Annotated in this window: 14 protein-coding genes, 1 tRNA gene and 1 other RNA gene; 11 read left to right on the top strand and 5 right to left on the bottom strand. The window is 68.9% G+C overall.

The features are described 5' to 3' along the window. The first annotated feature begins 275 nt into the window (after window positions 1–275). On the top strand, window positions 276–665 hold the full coding sequence (locus tag CA2_RS00740) for a DoxX family protein (RefSeq protein ID WP_042411670.1): 390 nt from the start codon (window positions 276–278) through the stop codon (window positions 663–665). Window positions 666–731: 66 nt separating this feature from the next. Here CA2_RS00740 and CA2_RS00745 read toward each other — a convergent pair whose 3' ends face one another. The 4 genes from CA2_RS00745 to CA2_RS17845 all read right to left on the bottom strand — a co-directional run bounded on the left by CA2_RS00745 (window position 732) and on the right by CA2_RS17845 (window position 3885). Beyond that, on the bottom strand, window positions 732–1490 hold the full coding sequence (locus CA2_RS00745; protein WP_042411481.1) for an RNA pseudouridine synthase: 759 nt from the start codon (window positions 1488–1490) through the stop codon (window positions 732–734). After that, entirely contained in the window at window positions 1477–3156 is a 1680-nt protein-coding gene (locus CA2_RS00750; protein ID WP_042411672.1) for an MBL fold metallo-hydrolase, read from the bottom strand. Before CA2_RS00750 ends, CA2_RS00745 begins: the two co-directional genes overlap by 14 nt. A 186-nt stretch (window positions 3157–3342) precedes the next feature. Beyond that, an RNA gene (gene rnpB / locus CA2_RS17095) (RNase P RNA component class A) lies at window positions 3343–3680 on the bottom strand. 34 nt (window positions 3681–3714) lie between these two features. Next, window positions 3715–3885 carry a hypothetical protein gene (locus tag CA2_RS17845; RefSeq protein WP_156105920.1) on the bottom strand — a complete coding sequence of 57 codons (171 nt, stop codon included), beginning with the start codon at window positions 3883–3885 and terminating at the stop codon, window positions 3715–3717. 185 nt (window positions 3886–4070) lie between these two features. Between CA2_RS17845 and cysK the strand changes: the two genes are divergently transcribed. The 4 genes from cysK to CA2_RS00770 all read left to right on the top strand — a co-directional run bounded on the left by cysK (window position 4071) and on the right by CA2_RS00770 (window position 9560). After that, complete coding sequence (gene cysK / locus CA2_RS00755; protein WP_042411483.1) at window positions 4071–4991, top strand: cysteine synthase A; 921 nt, start codon at window positions 4071–4073, stop codon at window positions 4989–4991. A 229-nt stretch (window positions 4992–5220) separates the two neighbouring features. Further along, a complete protein-coding gene (locus CA2_RS00760) occupies window positions 5221–7065 on the top strand; it encodes an ABC transporter ATP-binding protein (protein WP_042411486.1) in 1845 nt (614 codons plus the stop codon). A 339-nt stretch (window positions 7066–7404) separates the two neighbouring features. Beyond that, entirely contained in the window at window positions 7405–9009 is a 1605-nt protein-coding gene (locus CA2_RS00765) for a methyl-accepting chemotaxis protein (protein ID WP_081888809.1), read from the top strand. A 296-nt stretch (window positions 9010–9305) separates the two neighbouring features. Then, entirely contained in the window at window positions 9306–9560 is a 255-nt protein-coding gene (locus CA2_RS00770) for a hypothetical protein (RefSeq protein WP_042411488.1), read from the top strand. 17 nt (window positions 9561–9577) lie between these two features. On the opposite strand, the gene CA2_RS00775 is transcribed toward CA2_RS00770, so the two are convergent. Then, a complete protein-coding gene (locus CA2_RS00775) occupies window positions 9578–10534 on the bottom strand; it encodes a Bug family tripartite tricarboxylate transporter substrate binding protein (RefSeq protein ID WP_042411490.1) in 957 nt (318 codons plus the stop codon). A gap of 355 nt (window positions 10535–10889) precedes the next feature. Between CA2_RS00775 and sbcD the strand changes: the two genes are divergently transcribed. The 6 genes from sbcD (at window position 10890) to CA2_RS00805 (ending at window position 19370) form a co-directional block, all read left to right on the top strand. Next, window positions 10890–12125 carry an exonuclease subunit SbcD gene (gene sbcD, locus CA2_RS00780; protein ID WP_042411492.1) on the top strand — a complete coding sequence of 412 codons (1236 nt, stop codon included), beginning with the start codon at window positions 10890–10892 and terminating at the stop codon, window positions 12123–12125. Further along, window positions 12122–15577 carry an AAA family ATPase gene (locus tag CA2_RS00785; protein ID WP_042411495.1) on the top strand — a complete coding sequence of 1152 codons (3456 nt, stop codon included), beginning with the start codon at window positions 12122–12124 and terminating at the stop codon, window positions 15575–15577. Before sbcD ends, CA2_RS00785 begins: the two co-directional genes overlap by 4 nt. 153 nt (window positions 15578–15730) lie before the next feature. Then, window positions 15731–17512 (top strand): NAD(P)/FAD-dependent oxidoreductase, encoded by a 1782-nt coding sequence (locus CA2_RS00790; RefSeq protein ID WP_042411496.1) that lies wholly within the window; start codon window positions 15731–15733, stop codon window positions 17510–17512. Window positions 17513–17536: 24 nt separating this feature from the next. Then, on the top strand, window positions 17537–18085 hold the full coding sequence (locus CA2_RS00795) for a VUT family protein (protein WP_042411498.1): 549 nt from the start codon (window positions 17537–17539) through the stop codon (window positions 18083–18085). Window positions 18086–18293: 208 nt separating this feature from the next. Then, window positions 18294–19211, top strand: a complete 918-nt coding sequence (locus tag CA2_RS00800; protein ID WP_042411501.1) for an NAD(P)-dependent oxidoreductase — start codon at window positions 18294–18296, stop codon at window positions 19209–19211. Between the two features lie 83 nt (window positions 19212–19294). Further along, window positions 19295–19370 (top strand) — tRNA-Lys (locus CA2_RS00805). Window positions 19371–19375 lie beyond the last annotated feature (5 nt).

The following is a 19375-nucleotide window of genomic DNA, read 5'->3' on the forward strand; positions in this document are numbered from 1 at the left end:
AAACCCCTCGACAATGAAAAAGTTATGGAAACCTGCCCATCACCCTGGCGGTGTCCGTCTGGCCGACGTCCAGGGTGGTGGGCGGTGACAAGCATCCTAGGCGCTGCGCAACCGGCTGGCACGCACCCCGTCCAGTTCCCGCCGCCGGCCTACAGCCAGCCGGCTGCCTGTCTGCCATCGGTGCCGGAATGCGCGCACAAGTGCAGCAAGAAAGCCGTTTTTTCCCTGTTTTCCCGCAGACCATCCCCACACTGCATGCTTTAGGCTGGGCAGCCATGAGCTTCTGGAAACATTTTCACCATCCCCTGGCCGCCATGGTGCTGTTGCGCGTCACCCTGGCTGTGCTCCTGCTGTTTCACGGCTGGGCCAAGATCACCGGCGGCATTGCCGGCATTGAAGCCCTGGTGGTCAAGGCCGGGCTGCCCGCCTTCCTTGCCTATGGCGTGTTCATCGGCGAAGTCATCGCTCCGCTGCTGCTGCTGGTTGGCCTGTGCGTGGTGCCGGCCGCACTGCTGATCGCCGTCAACATGCTGGTGGCCCTGGTGCTGGTGCATGGCCCGCACTGGCTGCATATCAGCAAAAGCGGCGGCTGGGCACTGGAGTTGCAGGCCTTCTTCCTGATCACCGCCCTGGTCGTGGCGATGAGCCACAGCCGCAGCAAATAAGTCCGCCGGGCACAAAAAAGCGCGCCCGGGGCGCGCGAGGGTGCGGGGTCTGCGTGCCGCCCCGAATCAGAAGCGCTCCCAGGGCATGGCATAGCGCCACTGCCCTTCGGCCAGCTTGGCCATGGAGATGCGGCCCATGCGCAGGCGCTTGAGGCCCAGCAGCTTCAAGCCCACGCCGGCGCACATGGCCTCGATCTCCTCGGGGTAGATGCCCTTGAGCGCAAAGCGCAGGTGGTGGTCGCTTTGCCAGCTGACCTTGGTGCGCGGCAGGCGCTTGCCGGGGATGGCCGTGCCGTTGCACAGGCGCTCCAGCCCCTCGGCATCGAGCTGGCCCTGCACCTGGGCGATGCACTCCTGCTCCAGGTACAGCACGTCCTCGGTCAGCTTGCGCGCCACGCGCCTGTCCTGGGTGAACACGGTCAGGCCGCTGGCGGGCACGGGCAGCGGCTCCAGACACTCCAGGTGCTGGAAATGCTTGTGCAGCAGGCGGATGGGCGCCGGGGTATCGCCCTGGTTCCAGCGCTCCGGCACCAGCAGGTCCAGCGCGCTGCGCGGGCCGCCCGCCTGCACCGAATAACCGGCGGGCTTGTGCAGCAGCAGGGTGACAGGGGGCACCGGCTCGGGCTTGGCACCGGCGGTGACGGTCAGGACCTGCGCCGGGCCCACGCGGGCGCCGGCTTGCTCGACGGTCTGCCCGTCCACCTGCACGGCGCCGGCCTCGATGTACAGCTCCGCCTCGCTGCGCGAGCACTGCAGTTGCTCCGCCAATCGCTTGGACAGGCGCACGGTGTTGTCGTTGTTGTGGGGAAATTCAGTCGGTGACATGCAGCAAGCCTAAAGCACGAATGCGTTCCACGTGCGCCATCAGGCTTCTTTCGGCCAGCTTCCACAGCGCCGTGGGCGTGTCGGCATAGGCCTGGGCCACCCAGTCCTGGACCGAGCCCTCGGGCTGCTGGCGCATGGCAGCCAGCACCTTGGCCTCGCGCGCTAGGCGGTGGGCCTTGAGCCGGGCGATCACACCCAGCGCATCGCCCAGCACATAGCCATGGGCCGGCAGCACGAACTCCACGCCCTGCGCAGCGCACAGCGCGGCCAGCTTGTCCAGGCTGTCGAGGTAGTCGCGCATATTGCCATCAGGGATGTCGATGACCGGCGTGGTGCCGTTCAGGATGTGGTCGCCGCTGAACAGCAGGGCGTCCTCCTCCAGCAGCAGGCACAGGTGGTTGGCCGCATGGCCCGGCGTGTGCACGGCGCGCAGCGTGTGGCGGATGCTGGAGGCCTTTTCAGCCTCCAGCCCAAGCGGAGCGAGCGTGATGCGCTCTCCATCTTGCAGCACCACATCGGGCACGAACTGGCTGTTGGCACGCGCCGTCGGGGCCGAGGGCAGGCCATGGATTAAGGGCTTGTCCCGCCCCTGCTGCACGCACAGCGCCTGCAGCAGGAAGGCGCCCGGCGAGTGGTCGGCGTGCGAGTGCGTGCAGACGATGTGGCGCACGTCGCCCCCGGCGGCCTCCCACAGGCGCTGCACGTGGTCGGCATCGGCCGGGCCGGGATCGATGGCGATGAAGCCCGTGGCCGCTTCGCCGACCAGGTAGCTGTTGGTGCCCGGGCCGGTCATCACATTCGCGTTGGGTGCCGTCAGGCGCCACAGGTTCTTGCGCAGCGGCACGGCGCGCTCGCTCTGCCAGTCCAGCGGGTGCAGGATCTGCCCATCGGGGCAGACCATGGCCAGCTCACCGAACGGGGCTTCGTCTTCCATGCAGCGGTGCTGCTCGCCACGTAGCAGGCCGGAGCGCGGTGCGCTGGCCCACAGTGGCCCGGCGGCCACGGCGTCCAGCACCGCCTGCACGCTGGGGTAGCGCGCCAAGCGCGCCAGGGTGCGCAGCGTGGGGAAGATCATGGGCATCTGCCCGGCGGCATGGCGGTCCAGGGCCTGCTGCGGCTGGATCCAGACCGGCTCGAACTGCTCGGCCTCGTCGGCCACCGGGGTCTGGCCGGCGGGCATGCGCGCCACGAAGAAGGGCACGGCAAAGCGCTTGGGCAGGTTGCGGTCGGCCGTCCAGTGCGCCAGCTGCCAGACGCCGCGCACGTCCAGGCGCAGGCCGCGCTGCGCCAGCTGCGGCCACAGCGGGGCGTGGCGGTCCAGGGCATCGACATCGGCCTGGGTGGCGGGCCGTCCGTCGGCATGCACGGCCAGCAGCAGGCCCATCTCTTCCAGGCTTTCACGCAGGGCGGCGATGGCGGCGGTCAGCGCCCCGGGCGCCATGCCGTCGCGGTGCGCCACCTGGGCGTGGGCCTGGGCGTCCTGGGCCTCGATGCCGCCGCCCGGAAAGACGTAGGCACCGGGCACGAAGCTGGCCTTGTCGGAGCGGCGCGTCATCAGCACCTCCCAGCCCCCTTCGGGGCGGTCGCGCAGCAGCAGCAGGGTCGAAGCCTCCAGGGGCGTGACCGGCACGCGCTGGGGGTGGAGCAATTGTTCGGGTCGCAGCATGGCGCCCATTATTGATGCGGACGTGGGCCGCGCGCTGTCGCCCGTGGGCACACCGCCAGGACCTTGTGCGGGTCTGCCGTGCACCGCCGCCAGGTGTGCCTGAGTGCGGGTGTGCCGAAGGACGGTACGGCCCCCAAAAAAGTACAGGGCCCGGTCGATGACCGGGCCCTGCGGGGTGTCTGCAAAGTGTGAAGTCCGCCGATAAGCCGGATTCTGTGCATGGGCTTGCGCCCATGTGACTGCCATTACTCTGGGCCGGGGGTCGCCCCACCGGCTCGATGCTACCTACCCGCACACTCCGGGGGCCCCGTCAACGTGTGCCTACTTGGTATTGCTGCGCGTAGAGATTGCCCGTTTCACCCGGGCCGGTTTACCTTGCGGTACGCCTGCCCGACTACGTCTCTGTTGCTCTGATCCTCACCTCACGGTGGACAGCCGTTAGCTGCTACGCTGCCCTATGCAGTCCGGACGTTCCTCCAGTGCCGTGTTTCCACGCTTGCACCAGCGGCAGTCTGGCGAACTTCACGGGCGCCATTATCGTCCATGGGGCCGGCGTTTTCAGGTGATCGCCGAAATCACCCGGATGTCGTAGACGATCACCCCCATCAGGCCCAGCACCGCCAGTTGCATCAGCAGGATGCCCCAGCGGTTTTCACGGTAGGAAAAGCCCACCATCAGTGACACACAGACCACCGTCATGGCCACCATGTTGATGTGCAAAAGTGACATGGACAACGCCCTCCTTCTTTTTGGTGCTGCAAAAAGTATGCGCCATGGCCCCGCAAAATCGAAGTGCGGCGCAAAGGCCGCCTGAAACACTGCGCTTATCCAGACCGGCATATGCATATCGCCGGAGGTATGAACAAGTGCGCCAGAATGTGCAGCTTGTGCCCTCATCCACCCAAGGAGATGCCATGAAATTCGACAACGTCCTGCAGACCATCGGCAACACCCCCATCATCCGCATGCACCGCGTGTTCGGCGCCGGCGCCAACGTATGGATCAAGTCGGAGCGCGGCAACCCGGGCGGCTCCATCAAGGACCGCATCGCCCTATCCATGGTCGAGGATGCGGAAAAGTCCGGCGCGCTCAAGCCCGGTGGCGTGATCATCGAGCCCACCAGCGGCAACACCGGCGTGGGCCTGGCCCTGGTCGCCGCCGTCAAGGGCTACAAGCTGATCCTGGTGATGCCCGAGAGCATGTCCATCGAGCGCCGCCGCCTGATGCTGGCCTACGGCGCCAGCTTTGACCTGACGCCCAAGGAAAAGGGCATGAAGGGCGCCATCGCCCGCGCTCAGGAGTTGGCCGCGCAGACGCCCGGCGCCTGGATTCCGCAGCAGTTTGAAAACCCTGCCAACGTGGCCGTGCACGCCGCCACCACGGCCCAGGAAATCCTGGCCGACTTCCCCGAAGGCCTGGACGTGCTGATCACCGGCGTGGGCACCGGCGGCCACCTGAGCGGCGTGGCCCAGGTGCTCAAGGCCAAGTTCCCGCACCTGAAGGTGTTCGCCGTGGAGCCCGCGGCCTCGCCCGTGATCTCCGGCGGCAATCCCGCGCCCCACCCCATCCAGGGCATTGGCGCGGGCTTTGTGCCCAAGAACCTGGATACCAGCCTGCTGGACGGCGTGATCCAGGTCGAGGCCGAGCCGGCGCGCGAATATGGCCGCCGCGCTGCCCGCGAGGAAGGGCTGCTGGTCGGCATCTCCTCCGGCGCCACGCTGGCGGCGATTGCCCAGAAGCTGCCCGAGCTGCCCGCCGGCGCCAAGGTGCTGGGCTTTGCCTACGACACGGGCGAGCGCTACCTGTCGGTCGAAGGCTACCTGCCCACGGCCTGAAGCCCCCTCGCGCTGCGGCCCGCAACACGGCCGCCGCCTCCGACCACCACACCGGCGTGTGGTGGTTTTTTTATAGCTGCTGGCGCACGCCCCTGGCCAAAACCCCAGGCTTTCACGCTAAATCGCTGGCTGGACAAGCGCCATCCGCTCTTATTTTTGATTTTCATTCTCCTTGCCCTGCCGAGGGCATGCCTGCCGCCTACCATCGAAGGCACAAGGAGAAGTCATCTTGTTCGGATATTTTGAAAAACGGGTGCCGCCCTATCCGGCGGAAGATCCCCAACTGCCCCCTGCGGGCTTCATCGCTTTTCTGTGGGCCTGCACGCGCGGCATGCGCGGCTGGATCGTGCTGCTGACGCTGACCAGCGCGGCCCTGTCTATCTACGAAGCCTTTCTGTTTGCCGTCATGAGCCAGGTGGTCGACTGGCTCAGTGCCACGCCCATGGGCGATTTCTGGCAGCAGCAGCGCGGCAGCCTGCTGGGCATTGCCGCCATCCTGCTGGGCAGCATCGGCCTGCTGGCACTGCACACCATGGTCATGCACCAGGTGCTGGCCATCAACTTCCCGATGCGGCTGCGCTGGGTCTTCCACCGGCTGATGCTGGGGCAGAGCATGTCCTTCTACGCCGACGAATTCGCCGGCCGCATCACCACCAAGATCATGCAGACCGCGCTGGCGGTGCGCGAGGTGGTATTCATCGTCGTCGACGTGCTGGTCGGCGTGGCCGTGTACTTCCTCAGCATCCTGCTGCTGGCCGGCAGCTTCGACGCCTGGCTGCTGCTGCCCTTCGGCCTGTGGCTGCTGAGCTATGCCGGCGCCTGCTGGTACTTCGTGCCGCGCCTGGGCCAGATCGGCAAGCAGCAGGCCGATGCGCGCTCGCTGATGACCGGCCGCGTCACCGACGCCTACACCAACATCGCCACCGTCAAGCTGTTCGCCCACACGCGCCGCGAGGCCGAGTACGCGCGCAGCGCCATGGACGACTTCAAGCAGACCGGCTATGCGCAGATGCGCCTGGTCAGCCTGTTCGAGCTGACCAACCACATCATGATCACGCTGCTGATCCTGAGCAGCGCCAGCATGGCGCTGTGGCTTTGGGCCCAGGGCCAGACCGGTGCCGGCGTGGTCGCCGCAGTGATCGCCATGGCGCTGCGCATCGCAGGCTACTCGCACTGGGTGATGTGGCAGATGACGGGCCTGTTCGAGAACGTGGGCACCATCCAGGACGGCATCACCACCCTGACCAAGCCGCGCACCATCACCGATGCGCCCCACGCCCAACCGCTGCGCGTCACCCGGGGCGCCATCGCCTTCGAGGACGTGCACTTTGCCTACAAGGACGGCGGCAAGCAGGTCATCGACGGGCTGAACCTGCACATCCGCCCCGGCGAGCGCATCGGCCTGATCGGCCGCTCCGGCGCCGGCAAGTCCACGCTGGTGAACCTGCTGCTGCGCTTCCACGAGGCGCAGTCGGGCCGCATCACCATCGACGGCCAGGACATCACCCAGGTCACGCAGGACAGCCTGCGCGGCGCCATCGGCATGGTGACGCAGGACACCTCGCTGCTGCACCGCTCGATGCGCGACAACATCCTCTATGGCCGCCCCGACGCCAGCGAGGCCGAGATGCGCGCCGCCGCCGAACGCGCCGAAGCGGCCGAGTTCATCGACACCCTGACCGACCGCCATGGCCGCAGCGGCTACGACGCCCAGGTGGGCGAGCGCGGCGTCAAGCTGTCCGGTGGCCAGCGCCAGCGCGTGGCGATTGCGCGCGTGATGCTCAAGGACGCACCCATCCTGCTGCTGGACGAAGCCACCAGCGCGCTGGACAGCGAGGTCGAAGCCGCCATCCAGCACAGCCTGGACAAGCTGATGCACGGCAAGACCGTGATTGCCATCGCGCACCGCCTGTCGACCATCGCCGCCATGGACCGCCTGATCGTCATGGACCAGGGTCGCATCGTGGAAGCCGGCACGCACCAGCAGTTGCTGCAGCTGGGCGGCATCTACGCCAAGCTGTGGACCCACCAGAGCGGCGGGTTCCTGAGCGAGCTGGCCGAAGGCGAGGTCTGAGCCACTGCCCCGCCGCCCAGCTCAGGGCGCGGGGCGGCGCCCGCAAGGATTGCGCGCGCGCACCAGTGGTGCGACAGGGGGGCACAACGGCATCGCCAGGCCCCCGGCCCAGGGGGCATACAGGCTCCCACCAGGCGCCCCCAGGCAGACCGTGGCGGGGCGCAGACGCAGCGGCCGCCAACCCTTGATCCAGCACAAATCCCGCACACATTCGGCCCCGCAGGGCCGATGAACGGCCGCGTGTCTAGACCCGGTCTACCTAGCATGTGAGGCCGTTTGGCGCCACCCACCAACATCAGGCTGGGGGCACCGGCCCGCACTCACCCCAAGGGACACCACATGCACGCCACCATCGAACGCCCCGCTGCCGGGGCGGCCCCCCGCACGGCGCCGCCCCCCCAGCCCGTGGTGGCGCGCAATGAAGAGTTCCTGGTGCCCGAGTCCGAGCTGCTGATGTCCACCACCGACCGCACGGGGCGCATCACGCACTGCAACGCCGCGTTCACGCATGTCAGCGGCTATGCCATGGACGAGCTGATGGGCCAGCCGCACAACATCGTGCGCCACCCCGACATGCCGCGCGAGGCCTTCAAGGACCTGTGGACCACCATCGGCCATGGCCGCGCCTGGTCGGGCGTGGTCAAGAACCTGCGCAAGGATGGCCGCTACTACTGGGTGCGCGCCTACGTCACGCCCATCATGGAACATGGCAAGCCCGTGGGCTACATGTCGGTGCGCGTCAAGCCCACGGACAACGAGGTGCGCGCCGCCAGCGCGCTGTACGAGCGCCTGAACAACGGCACCCAGGGCAACGCCTACCTCCACGCCGGCAGCGTGCGCCACCATGGCCTGCTGAACCAGCTCGGCAAGCTGCAGCGCGCCAGTTTCACCCAGCGCCTGGCGACGCTGCTGCTGCCAATGGTGGCCGTGGCCCTGCTGTTTCCGCTGATGGGCTGGACCCAGGGCTGGCAGACCGGCCTGCAGGCCGGCGTGCTGGCCCTGCTGACGGCCTTGACACTGTACCGCCAGCATGTGCGGGTGACGCGTCCCTTCGAAGATGTGGCCTTGCTGGCGGGGGACATCGCGGGCTGCAAGCTCGACGGCGCCCTGCCGGCCTACCAGGGCCGCCACCCCATGGCCTTCTTGCTGGAGCGGCTCAAGCAGGTCCACGTCAACCTGCGCGCCGTGGTGGGCGATGCGCGGCATGAGATCGACGGCTTCACCGTGATGTCGCGCCAGCTGACCCAGGGCTCGACCAACCTGGCGCAGCGCACCGACCGCCAGGCCCAGGACCTGCAGGAGACCGCCGCCGCCATGGAGCAGCTGTCCGCCACGGTCGCCAACGCCCAGCAGTCCACCGAAGAGGTCAAGGTCCACAGCGAGCAAAGCGCCCAGCTGGCCGTGCAGGGCGGCAAGGCCATGGAGGAAGTGGGCGCGCTGGTGCAAGGCATGGCCCAGTCGTCGCAGCAGATGGGGCACATCATCTCCACCATCGAAAGCATTGCCTTCCAGACCAACATCCTGGCGCTGAACGCCGCCGTCGAAGCGGCGCGCGCCGGCGAACAGGGCCGCGGCTTTGCCGTGGTGGCCGGCGAGGTGCGGGCCCTGGCCCAGCACAGCGCGCAGGCGGCCGGCGAGATCCGCCAGCTGATCGCGCAGTCCAGCGAGCAGATGGACCAGAGCGCCCGCCACATGCAACAGGCCGGCCACACCATCCACCAGGCGGTCAACTCCGTCACCCAGGTCAGCGCCCTGATCCACAGCGTGGTCACCGCCACGCGCGAGCAGACCCAGGGCATTGCCCAGGTCAACGACGCCCTGAACGACCTGGATGCCGTCACCCAGGACAACGCCCGGCTGGCCGAGGAATCGGCCCACTCCGCCCAGCACATGGATACCAACGCCGGCATCCTGCGCCGCACGCTGGACGTATTCCGCATGTAGGCTGGCCCACCCAGACCGCGCACCAGCCAGCCCCTTCGGGGGCTTTTTTTTGTTTTGGTAGCGGCCTGCGCCCGCCAGCGCTCGATATTCCACCGAAATCTGCAGCAAACGCCCTACCGGTGTGCGCTGGGCGCTCTGGTTTTTCACACCACCCGTGCGCCAGCGGCGTGGTCTCTGCGCTGCATCAAGCCCGGCGCAGACCCGGGCCTGGGCTGCACGGCGTTTGACCGCGTCGCTGGACAGGCACGGCCCGTGTTTTCTATGGTGGCGATCCCCTCACCCAGCACCCAGCGCCCATGAACGCCACCGCCACCCTGCCCGAATACCTGCACATCTTTGGCGAAGACGGCCCCGTGGCCGTGGAAGTCCACGGCCCGGCGGGCCCCTTGCCACTGCCCGCGCGCCGCATCTGCGCCGAAGACATCGCCTGGCTGGTCAGCGGCGACGGCCAGCGCCTGCGCACGGCGCTGCAGTTCGACGGCCAGGAGCGCGCCGTGCTGGCCTGCGAGCTGGACCCCGTGCAGCAGTGCATCCGCCTGCGGGTGGCCTGAGGCCGCCCGCGCCGCGCTCAGTCCAGGCCGATGCCCTGGACGATGGCCTTTTCCTCGGCAAACGCCTGCTGCGCGAATGCCGCATAGGCCTGGTGGTCCCGGTAGTCGGTGCGGATGCCGTAGTTGGCCACCACCTGCTGGAAGCCGGGGTCGTTCATCGCTGCCTTGACGGCGGCATCCAGCTTGCGCACCACCTCCTGCGGCAGCCCCTTGGGCCCGGCAATGCCCAGCGGCGAAGGCACGTCAAAGCCATAGCCCGCCTCGCGGAAGGTGGGCACGTCGGCAAAGGCCTCGGGCCGGCGGTCGGCCGCGGTGGCCAGGGCGCGCACCTTGCCGGCCTGCAGCTGCGGCAGGATGCTGTTGGCAAAAATGGCCGACTGGATGTGCCCGCCGGCCAGGGCGCTGATGGCGTCCGCATCGCCCTTGAAGGGGGCGTGGTTCAGCTGGATGCCGGTCTTCTTCTCCAGCAGGGCCATGGCCACGTGGTTGGCCGTGAACTTGCCCGGCGTGCCATAGCTCATCTGCCCTGGGTGCTGGCGCGCCCAGGCCACATAGTCCTGCAGCGTGCGGATGGGCGAGCTGGCCGGCACGGTGAGGATGAAGTCGTAGGTCATGAAGCTGGCGATGTAGGTCAGGTCGCGCACCGGGTCATAGGCCACCTTCTGGATGTAGGGCTGCCGGAAGATGCCCACGGGCGCCAGCGTCAGGCGGTAGCCATCGGGGCGGGCGGTCAGCATGTCCACCACGCCCATGGCGCCCGCCGCCCCGGCCTTGTTCTCCACCACCACGGTCTGCCCCAGGGTCTTGCCCATGCTGGCCCCCAGCGCCCGGGCAATCACATCGGTCACACCCCCCGGCCCGTAGGGCACGATCAGGGTGATGGGTTTGTTCGGAAAAGCGTCGCCCTGCGCCTGTGCCACCCCCATGCTGAGGGTGGTGGCCACCACCGCTGCCATCCAAGTCCGTCGCTGCATGCCTGCCTCCTGGTCATCGTCCGTGGAACATGGGTGCAATCTACGGCCTGGCGTGCCGCCCGCCTTGCGGGTCTGCCCCAGGAAATGCCGTCCCTAGGGCAAACCACATCGTGCAGCGCAACACCTGGGTCCCACCGCCCGGCAGGCCCGGCCGGTGCTGGCGCGGGCCTTGGGCCCACGTGCTGCAGGACCTGCAGGAACGCCGCCGCCGCGTCCTGCAGGTGACAGGCTGGGGATGCGAATGCGCCCGTCCAATCCGCAGGCCCCTGCGGCGAAATGCGGCCCCGCACGGTGCTGCGGGGACAGGAGGTTGATAGCATCGACCGTGATTGCCTCTTTTGGATCCCCCCTTCCCATGCGCCTGCTGCACACCTCGGACTGGCACCTCGGCCAGAGCTTCATGAACCACAGCCGCGAGCGCGAGCACACGGCCCTGATCGGCTGGCTGCTGGAGCAGGTGCAGGTGCAGCAGGTCGATGCCGTGCTGATCGCCGGGGACATTTTTGACACCGGCACCCCGCCCAGCTACGCCCGGGCGCTGTACTACCGCCTGATTGCCGAGCTGCACCGCCTGAACGTGGCCCTGCTGCTGCTGGGCGGCAACCACGATTCGGTCAGTGTGCTGGGCGAAAGCCTGCCCTTGCTGCAGCACCTACAGACCACCGTCATCGCCAGCACCGGCAGCGCCGCACAGCACCTGGTCACCCTGCCGCAGCGCGCCAGCGGCCAGCCCGGCTGCATCGTCTGCGCCCTGCCCTTCATCCGGCCGCGCGACGTGCTGCACAGCCAGGCCGGCCAGAGCGCGCAGGACAAGCAACGCAGCCTGCAGGCCGCCATCCAGGACACCTATGCCCAGGTCTATGCCGCAGCGCAGGCCCAACAGGCCGCCCACCTGCAGGCGCACGGCGTGCGCCTGCCCATCGTCGCCACCGGCCACCTGACCACCGTGGGGGCCAGCAGCAACGAATCGGTGCGCGAAATCTATGTGGGTGCGCTCGAAGCCTTCCCCACGACCGCCTTCCCGCCGGCCGACTACATCGCGCTGGGCCACATCCACAAGCCGCAGAAGGTGGGCGGCCTGGAACACATCCGCTACAGCGGCTCCCCGATCGCGCTGGGCTTCGACGAGGCCCGGCAGAACAAGGAGGTGCTGCTGGTCGAGCTGGGCGCGGACGGCCTGTCCTCGGTCACGCCGCTGCCCACCCCGGTGTGCCAGGCCCTGGTCTCGGCCAGCGGCAACCTGGCCAGCCTGCCCGCCACCCTGCGCGCGCTGGCCGCCCAGGGCACGGCGGAGCACCCGGCATGGCTGGAGGTCACCGTGCAGGACGACGACTACCTGCCCGATCTGGCCCCGCGCATCGAGGCCATGGTCCAGGACCTGCCGCTGGAGGTGCTGCGCGTCAAGCGGCAGCGCGGCACGGCCACGCCGGGCCTGTGGGCCGAGGACGCCGCCTCGCTGCATGAGTTGTCGCCGCGCGAAGTCTTTGCGCGCCGCCTGGCCCAGGAGACGCTGCCGGCGGAGCTGGAAGCGGCCTTGCGCGCCCGCTATGACAGCCTGCTGGCCACGCTGCACGCCGGAGGTGCGGCATGAAGATCCTGAGCCTGCGGCTGAAGAACCTCAACGCCCTCAAGGGCGAATGGCAGATCGACTTTCGCCAGCCCGCGTTTGCCGACAACGGCCTGTTTGCCATCACCGGCCCCACGGGCGCAGGCAAGTCCACCCTGCTGGATGCCATCTGCCTGGCGCTGTACCACGAGACCCCGCGCCTGAACGCCGTGGGCGGCCAGAGCAACGAACTGATGACCCGCCACACGGCCGACTGCCTGGCCGAGGTGGAGTTCGAGGTGCAATCCACGGTCTACCGCGCCTTCTGGAGCCAGCGCCGCGCACGCGACAAGGCCGACGGTGCGCTGCAGCCGCCCAAGGTCGAGCTGGCCCAGATCGAGGCCGCCACGGGCGCGGGCCACATCCTGACCACCCACAGCAAGGACAAGACCCGGCGCATCGCAGAGATCACCGGCCTGGACTTCGGGCGCTTCACCAAATCCATGCTGCTGGCCCAGGGCGGCTTTGCCGCCTTCCTGAACGCCAACGCCAACGACCGCGCCGAACTGCTGGAAGAGCTGACCGGCACCGAAATCTACGGCCAGCTGTCCCAGGCCGTGTTCGAGCGCGCCCGCGAGGCGCGCGAGGCCCTGGCGCGCACCCAGGCCCAGGCCGACGGCGTGCAGCTGCTGGCGCCCGAGGCGCGCGCGGAACTGCAAGCCCGCCACCAGCAACTGCACACCGCGCTGGCCGAGACGCAGACGGCCTGGGCCACCGCCCAGGGCCAGCACGCCTGGCTGCAGCAATGCGCCAGCGCCCAGCAGGCGGTGGAGCAGGCCACCGCGGCCGAGCAGCAGGCCCTGCAGGCCCAGCGCCAGGCCCACGACGCACTGCAACGCCTGGAACAGGATGCCCCCGCACAGCGCTTGCTGCCCCTGCACCAGCACTGGCAGCGCAGCCAGGATGCGCACCGCCAGACGCAGGAGACACTGCAAAAACTGCAGCAATCACTGCTGAATCAGCAAGCGCTGCAGGCCTATTTGCACCAGCATGCGGCGCAACAGGCGCAAGCCGAGGCCAGCACCGCCCGGCAGCAGCTGCAGGCCCTGCAGGCGGCCATGGAGGAGCTGCAGCGCTACCAGCAACAGCATGCCGCCGATGCCCAGCTGGGCGAACACCTGGGCGGCTGGCGCGCCCAGGTGCAGCAGCGCCAGCATGCCCTGCAACAGCTGGCCGCGCAGCAGCGCAGCGCCGCGCAGCATGGCGCCGACGTGGACCAACTGCAGCGCACGTTGGCGGCGCAAGCGGCCCAGCTGCACACCGCCGCGCAGGCGGAAACTGCCGCCAGCGACGCCCTGCAGGCCGCCACGGCGGCGCTGCACCAGTTGCTGGCCCAGCACGACAGCGCCAGCCTGGCCGAGCTGCGTGCACGCTGGCAAGCCGCGCTGCAGGCGGTCGCCCAGGCCGAACAGCGCCAGGCGTTGGCCGCCACCCGGCGCGAACACGCCCAGCACCAGGCGCAGCTGGAGACCGCCCTCGCGGCCGGCACGGCCGAGCTCGACAAACAGACGGCCGCCCTGGCCGACCTGCGCCAGCGCTACGCCGCCCAGCGCGACGTGGTGGCCGACAAGCGCCAGTTGCTGGAGCAGGAGCGCCGCATCCAAAGCCTGGAGGCACACCGCCAGGCCCTGCAGCCCGGCCACGCCTGCCCCCTGTGCGGCGCACTGGAGCACCCGGCCGTGGCGGCCTACCAGGCGCTGGATGTCTCGGTCACGCAGACCGCGCTGAGCGCTGCCGAGGCGGCGCTGGAACAGTGCAAGGAACAGGGCGAAGCCGCCAAAGCCGCCCTGGCCGCCGCACAGCAACGCCAGTCGGGGCTGCACGACCAGCTCCAGCAACTGCACACCGCCAGCGCGCGCAGCGCCGCAGCCTGGCAGGCCCTGCCACCGCCCGAGGGCCCGACCGGCGACTGGCAGCAGCCCGGCCCGTGGGCCGAGGCACTGGCCCAGGCGCACCGCCAGGCCCACGCGGTACAGCACGCGCTGCAACAGGCCGAGGACGGCGAGCGGGCACTGCACACCGCCACGGCCGCCCACTACCAGGCGACCCAGGCACGGCACGACGCGGCCCACCAGCACGACGGCCTGCAACAGCGCCTGCACGCAGCGCAGCAGCGTGTGCAGCAGGCACAGCAGGCCGTGCAGCAGCAGGCCGACGCACTGGCCACGCTGGAGGCGCAGTTGGAAGCCAGCCTGGCAGACCACGGCCAGCACCTGCCCGATCCGGCCGCCACCGCCGCCTGGCTGGACGCCCTGCAGCACGCCTGGCAGCGCTGGCAGGACAGCGGGCAACAACTGCAGCAACTGAGCCCGCACTGGGTGCTGCTGCAGCAGGCCTGTGCCCAGGCCGAGGCCACCGCGGCCCAGTGGCAGGCGCTCAGCGCCGCGTGCCCCATGCCCACGGCCCTGGCATCGCCAGCGCCAGACCCGGCCACGCTGCCCGCCACCCTGGCCGATTGCGCCCCGGCGATTGCCGCGCAGGCCCAGCACCTGGCCCAGCTGCAAGGCCGGATCACCCAGACCCAGAGCGCCGTGGAGGCCGAGCAGGCCGCCGTGGCCCAGGCCCACAGCGCCTGGCTGCAGGCCCTGCAGGCCAGCCCGTTTGCCGATGTGCAGGCCTTCCAGCAGGCCTGCCTGCCCGAGGCCGAACGCCTGCGCCTGCAGCAGTGGCAGCGCACGCTGGCGGACGCCGTGCAAGCGGCGGCCACCTGGCGGGCCCAAGCGCTGGCGCAGCAGGCGCAACTGCAGGCCCAGGCCCTGACGGACCAGCCGCCCGAGGCCGTGCTGAACCAGCTGGAGGCCCTGGAGCTGCAACGCCGCGCCCAGACCGAGCAGCTCGGCGCCACGCGCGCGCGCCTGGAAGACGATGACCGTTACCGCGAGAACCAGCAGGCCCTGCTGGCGCAGATCGCCACCCAGGCGCAGGACAGCGAGCTGTGGCAGCGCCTGAACGCGCTGATCGGTTCGGCCCAGGGCGACAAGTTCCGCAAGTTTGCGCAGGGGCTGACGCTGGACCACCTGCTGCAGCTGGCCAACCAGCACCTGGCGCGCCTGCACGAGCGCTATGTGCTGCGGCGCAAGCCCACGGGCGAGCTGGAGCTGGACATCGTGGACCGCTGGCAGGGCGATGTGGCGCGCGACACGCGCACGCTGTCCGGCGGCGAATCGTTCCTGGTCAGCCTGTCGCTGGCCCTCGCGCTGTCGGATCTGGTGAGCCACAAGGTCTCGATCGACTCGCTGTTCCTGGACGAAGGTTTTGGCACGCTGGATGGCGACACGCTGGAGACCGCGCTGGCGGCCTTGGACGTGCTGAATGCCCGCGGCAAGATGATCGGCATCATCAGCCACGTCGAGGCGCTCAAGGAACGCATTCCCACGCAAATCCATGTCGAGAAGGGCGGTGGCGTGGGCCATTCCCGCCTGAGCATTCGCAGCTAAAAAGCCCGCCAGCGCTTGCCCTGCCTGCGCTGGCAGCTATGCATTTGTGCGATGCAGATTCCCAGCGCACTGCCCGGCCAAGCCGGGCGGGCGGGATGCGGGGGCGCGCTTTGCACTACCATGCCTGCCCTTGCTTGATAGGTACAAGCCACCATGATTCGCATCGCAGAACTGAAAATCCCGCTCTCGGCCCTGGAATACCACCCCGAGAACCATTCCGAATTCCTGCCCACCGCCCGCCTGACCGCCCTGGCGGCCGAGCGCCTGGGGATTGCCGCCGATGCGATCGCCCAGGTCCATGTGCACAAACGCAGCTTCGATGCGCGCAAGGCCGAGCTGCTGGCCGTCTACATCGTCGACATCGCCCTGGCCGATGCCAGCCAGGAAGCGGCGCTGCTGGAACAATTTGCCGAGCACCCCCACGTCCATCCCACGCCCGACATGGCCTGGACGCCCGTGGGCCAGGCCCCTGCGGACCTGCGGCACCGCCCCGTGGTCGTGGGCTTTGGCCCCTGCGGCATGTTTGCCGCCCTGGTGCTGGCGCAAATGGGTTTCCAGCCCATCGTGCTGGAGCGCGGCAAGACCGTGCGCGAACGCACCAAGGACACCTGGCGCCTGTGGCGCAAGCGCGAGCTGACGCCCGAGTCCAACGTGCAGTTTGGCGAAGGCGGTGCCGGCACCTTCTCGGACGGCAAGCTCTACAGCCAGATCAAGGACCCGCGCCACCTGGGCCGCAAGGTGCTGCAGGAGTTCGTGACCTATGGCGCGCCCCCGGAAATCCTGTATGCCGCCCACCCGCACATCGGCACCTTCAAGCTGGTGAAGCTGGTGGAAGGCATCCGCGAGGAAATCGTGCGCCTGGGCGGCGAGATCCGCTTCGAGCAGCGCGTGACCGACCTGCAGATTGCCGGTGAGGGCGAGGAGCGCCACGTCACGGCCATCGAGGTACTCAACCAGGCCACGGGCGAGGCATACACCCTGGAGACCGACCAGGTGGTGATGGCCCTGGGCCACAGCGCGCGCGACACCTTCACCATGTTCTACGAACGCGGCGTGTACATGGAGGCCAAGCCCTTCTCGGTGGGCTTTCGCATCGAACACCCGCAAAGCGTGATCGACCAGGCCCGCTGGGGCAAGCACGCCGGCCACCCCCTGCTGGGTGCCGCCGACTACAAGCTGGTGCACCACGCCCAGAACGGCCGCGCCGTCTACAGCTTCTGTATGTGCCCCGGTGGCACCGTGGTGGCCGCCACCAGCGAGCCCGGCCGCGTGGTCACCAACGGCATGAGCCAGTACTCGCGCGCCGAACGGAATGCCAACGCCGGCATGGTCTGCGCCATCGAGCCCAGCGACTACCCGCAGGACGCAGCTTCGTTCGCCTGGGCCTTCGACGGCAAGACCTATGGCGTGGAACACCAGCCGCCCGGCAGCCACCACCCGCTGTCCGGCGTGGTGTTCCAGCGCCAGCTGGAATCCAAGGCCTACGAGCTGGGCGGGTGCAACTACAACGCCCCCGGCCAGTTGGTGGGCGACTTCGTCGCCGGCCGGCCATCGCGCGAGGTGGGCCACGTGCCGCCCTCGTACAAGCCCGGCATCACCTGGGGCGACCTGCACCAGGCCCTGCCGGCCTTTGCCATCGAGGCCATGCGTGAAGCACTGCCCGCCTTCGGCAAGAAGCTGCGCGGCTACGACATGCACCAGGCCGTGCTGACCGGGGTGGAGACGCGCACCTCCTCGCCCGTGAAGATTACCCGGGGCGCCAACTTCCAGAGCGTGAACACCCGCGGCCTGTACCCGGCGGGTGAAGGCGCCAGCTACGCGGGCGGCATCCTGTCGGCCGGTGTGGACGGCATCAAGGTGGGCGAGGCCGTGGCCTGCGCCATCCTCGGCCTGGACGTGCCCTCGTCCGGCGTGCGCAACTCCGGCGCCTACTGAGCCCGCCGCAAAGGAAGCACCACCATGCGCTACCCCCACCCCAGCCGTTCGCAACTGACCCTGGCCGTACTGGCCATGGGCGTGGTCGTGCTGTCGTCCAACATCCTGGTGCAGTACGCCATCAACGACTGGCTGACCTGGGGCGCCATCACCTACCCTTTTGCCTTCCTGGTGACGGAGCTGGTCAACCGCGCCTTCGGCCCTGCCCAGGCGCGGCGGGTGGCCTGGGTCGGCTTTGCCGTGGCCGTGGCCGCATCGGCCCTCCTGGCGCCGGCACGCATCGCCGCTGCGTCCGGTCTGGCCTTCCTGCTGTCGCAGATGCTGGACATCGCGGTGTTCGACCGCCTGCGCCAAAGCCGCTGGTGGCGCGCACCGCTGATCGCCACCGTGCTGGGCGCCGTGCTGGACACCGGCGTTTTCTGGGGCGTGGGCTTTGCCGGCGAAGACCTGCCCTGGGTCACCTGGGCGCTGGGCGATCTGGGCGTCAAGCTGGTCATGGCCGTGTGCCTGCTGCTGCCGTTCCGCCTGCTGATTGGCACACGCGCGACCACCAACGCCGCCCCGTCGGCCTAGGCGGGTAACCGCCCATCCAGGATGGGCGGGACACAGCGGCCGGCCATCGCCTGCGCCGGATGCGACCCAGTCTGCGCAAGTTCATACAGTCGTTACTTTTATGCACTGCGCTTGCAAGCGATTTGCAAGCCTGCGTGAAAAAAAATCCTCATGATTGCGTCCTGGCATCTTTTGGCGCTGGTTTTTCAGCGCCATGCCGACGACAACAATGACGGAGACACCCTTGACCCCCTCCCCTACCTCCGGCCTGCGCATCGCCGTGCTGGGCTGCGGCCTGATGGGCGTGCCCATGGCCCGGCGCCTGCTGGCCGCCGGCCATGTCGTACACGCCTGGAACCGCACCCGCGCCAAGGCCGAGCCCCTGGCCGCGCTCGGTGCCTTCGTGCACGACACGCCGCGCCAGGCCTGCATCAAGGCCGACTACGTGATCAGCATGCTGGAGAACGGCCAGGTCGTGGGCGACGTGCTGTTCGGCATGGGCCAGGATGGCGCCATCCACGGCATGCGCGCCGGCACCCTGGTGGTGGACATGGCCTCCATCCAGCCGCGCGAAGCCCGCGACCACGCCGCCCGCCTGAGCGAGCGCGGCCTGCGCCACTTGGACGCCCCGGTCTCCGGCGGCACCGTGGGGGCGGAAAACGGCAGCCTGGCCATCATGGTCGGGGGCAAGGCCGAAGACTTCGAGGCCGCCCAGGCTCTGTTCGCCCCCCTGGGCCGGGCCACGCACGTGGGCCCGCACGGGGCCGGGCAACTGGCCAAACTGGCCAACCAGATGATCGTGGGCATCAGCATCGGCGCCGTGGCCGAAGCCCTGCTGCTGTGCGCCAAGGGCGGCGCCGACCCGGCCAAGGTGCGCGAGGCCATCACCGGCGGCTTTGCCGACAGCCGCATCCTGCAGCTGCACGGCCAGCGCATGGTGGAGCGTGACTTTGCCGCGCGCGGCAAAATGACGGTGCAGCTCAAGGACATGCGCAACGCCTTGGCCACGGCCCAGGAGATCGGTTTTGACGCCCCGATCACCAGCCTGTTCGAGCAGCTGTATGCCGACGGCGTGGAGCATGGCCTGGGCGATCTGGACCACAGCGGCCTGTTCGTGGAGCTGGCCAGCCGCAACGCGATGCAGTAAATCGACGGGAAAAAGACCGTACTTTCCCGAGGCCGCCAAATTTTTGGTGCATAATGGCGATCTTGCTTGATTGGCAATGAAGTGGGCTCTTAGCTCAGCTGGTAGAGCAGCGGACTCTTAATCCGTTGGTCGAGTGTTCGAATCACTCAGGGCCCACCACTTCC

The sequence above is a fragment of the Comamonas aquatica NBRC 14918 genome (genome assembly GCF_000739875.1).
Classification (GTDB): Bacteria; Pseudomonadota; Gammaproteobacteria; order Burkholderiales; family Burkholderiaceae_C; genus Comamonas; species Comamonas aquatica.

Bases quoted from the DNA above. Each gene is read 5' to 3' on its own strand.
- CA2_RS00740 (WP_042411670.1), top strand. From the start codon at position 276: ATGAGCTTCTGGAAACATTTTCACCATCCCCTGGCCGCCATGGTGCTG.
- CA2_RS00745 (WP_042411481.1), bottom strand. From the start codon at position 1,490: ATGTCACCGACTGAATTTCCCCACAACAACGACAACACCGTGCGCCTG.
- CA2_RS00750 (WP_042411672.1), bottom strand. From the start codon at position 3,156: ATGCTGCGACCCGAACAATTGCTCCACCCCCAGCGCGTGCCGGTCACG.
- CA2_RS17845 (WP_156105920.1), bottom strand. From the start codon at position 3,885: ATGTCACTTTTGCACATCAACATGGTGGCCATGACGGTGGTCTGTGTG.
- cysK (WP_042411483.1), top strand. From the start codon at position 4,071: ATGAAATTCGACAACGTCCTGCAGACCATCGGCAACACCCCCATCATC.
- CA2_RS00765 (WP_081888809.1), top strand. From the start codon at position 7,405: ATGCACGCCACCATCGAACGCCCCGCTGCCGGGGCGGCCCCCCGCACG.
- CA2_RS00770 (WP_042411488.1), top strand. From the start codon at position 9,306: ATGAACGCCACCGCCACCCTGCCCGAATACCTGCACATCTTTGGCGAA.
- CA2_RS00775 (WP_042411490.1), bottom strand. From the start codon at position 10,534: ATGCAGCGACGGACTTGGATGGCAGCGGTGGTGGCCACCACCCTCAGC.
- sbcD (WP_042411492.1), top strand. From the start codon at position 10,890: ATGCGCCTGCTGCACACCTCGGACTGGCACCTCGGCCAGAGCTTCATG.
- CA2_RS00785 (WP_042411495.1), top strand. From the start codon at position 12,122: ATGAAGATCCTGAGCCTGCGGCTGAAGAACCTCAACGCCCTCAAGGGC.
- CA2_RS00790 (WP_042411496.1), top strand. From the start codon at position 15,731: ATGATTCGCATCGCAGAACTGAAAATCCCGCTCTCGGCCCTGGAATAC.
- CA2_RS00795 (WP_042411498.1), top strand. From the start codon at position 17,537: ATGCGCTACCCCCACCCCAGCCGTTCGCAACTGACCCTGGCCGTACTG.
- CA2_RS00800 (WP_042411501.1), top strand. From the start codon at position 18,294: ATGACGGAGACACCCTTGACCCCCTCCCCTACCTCCGGCCTGCGCATC.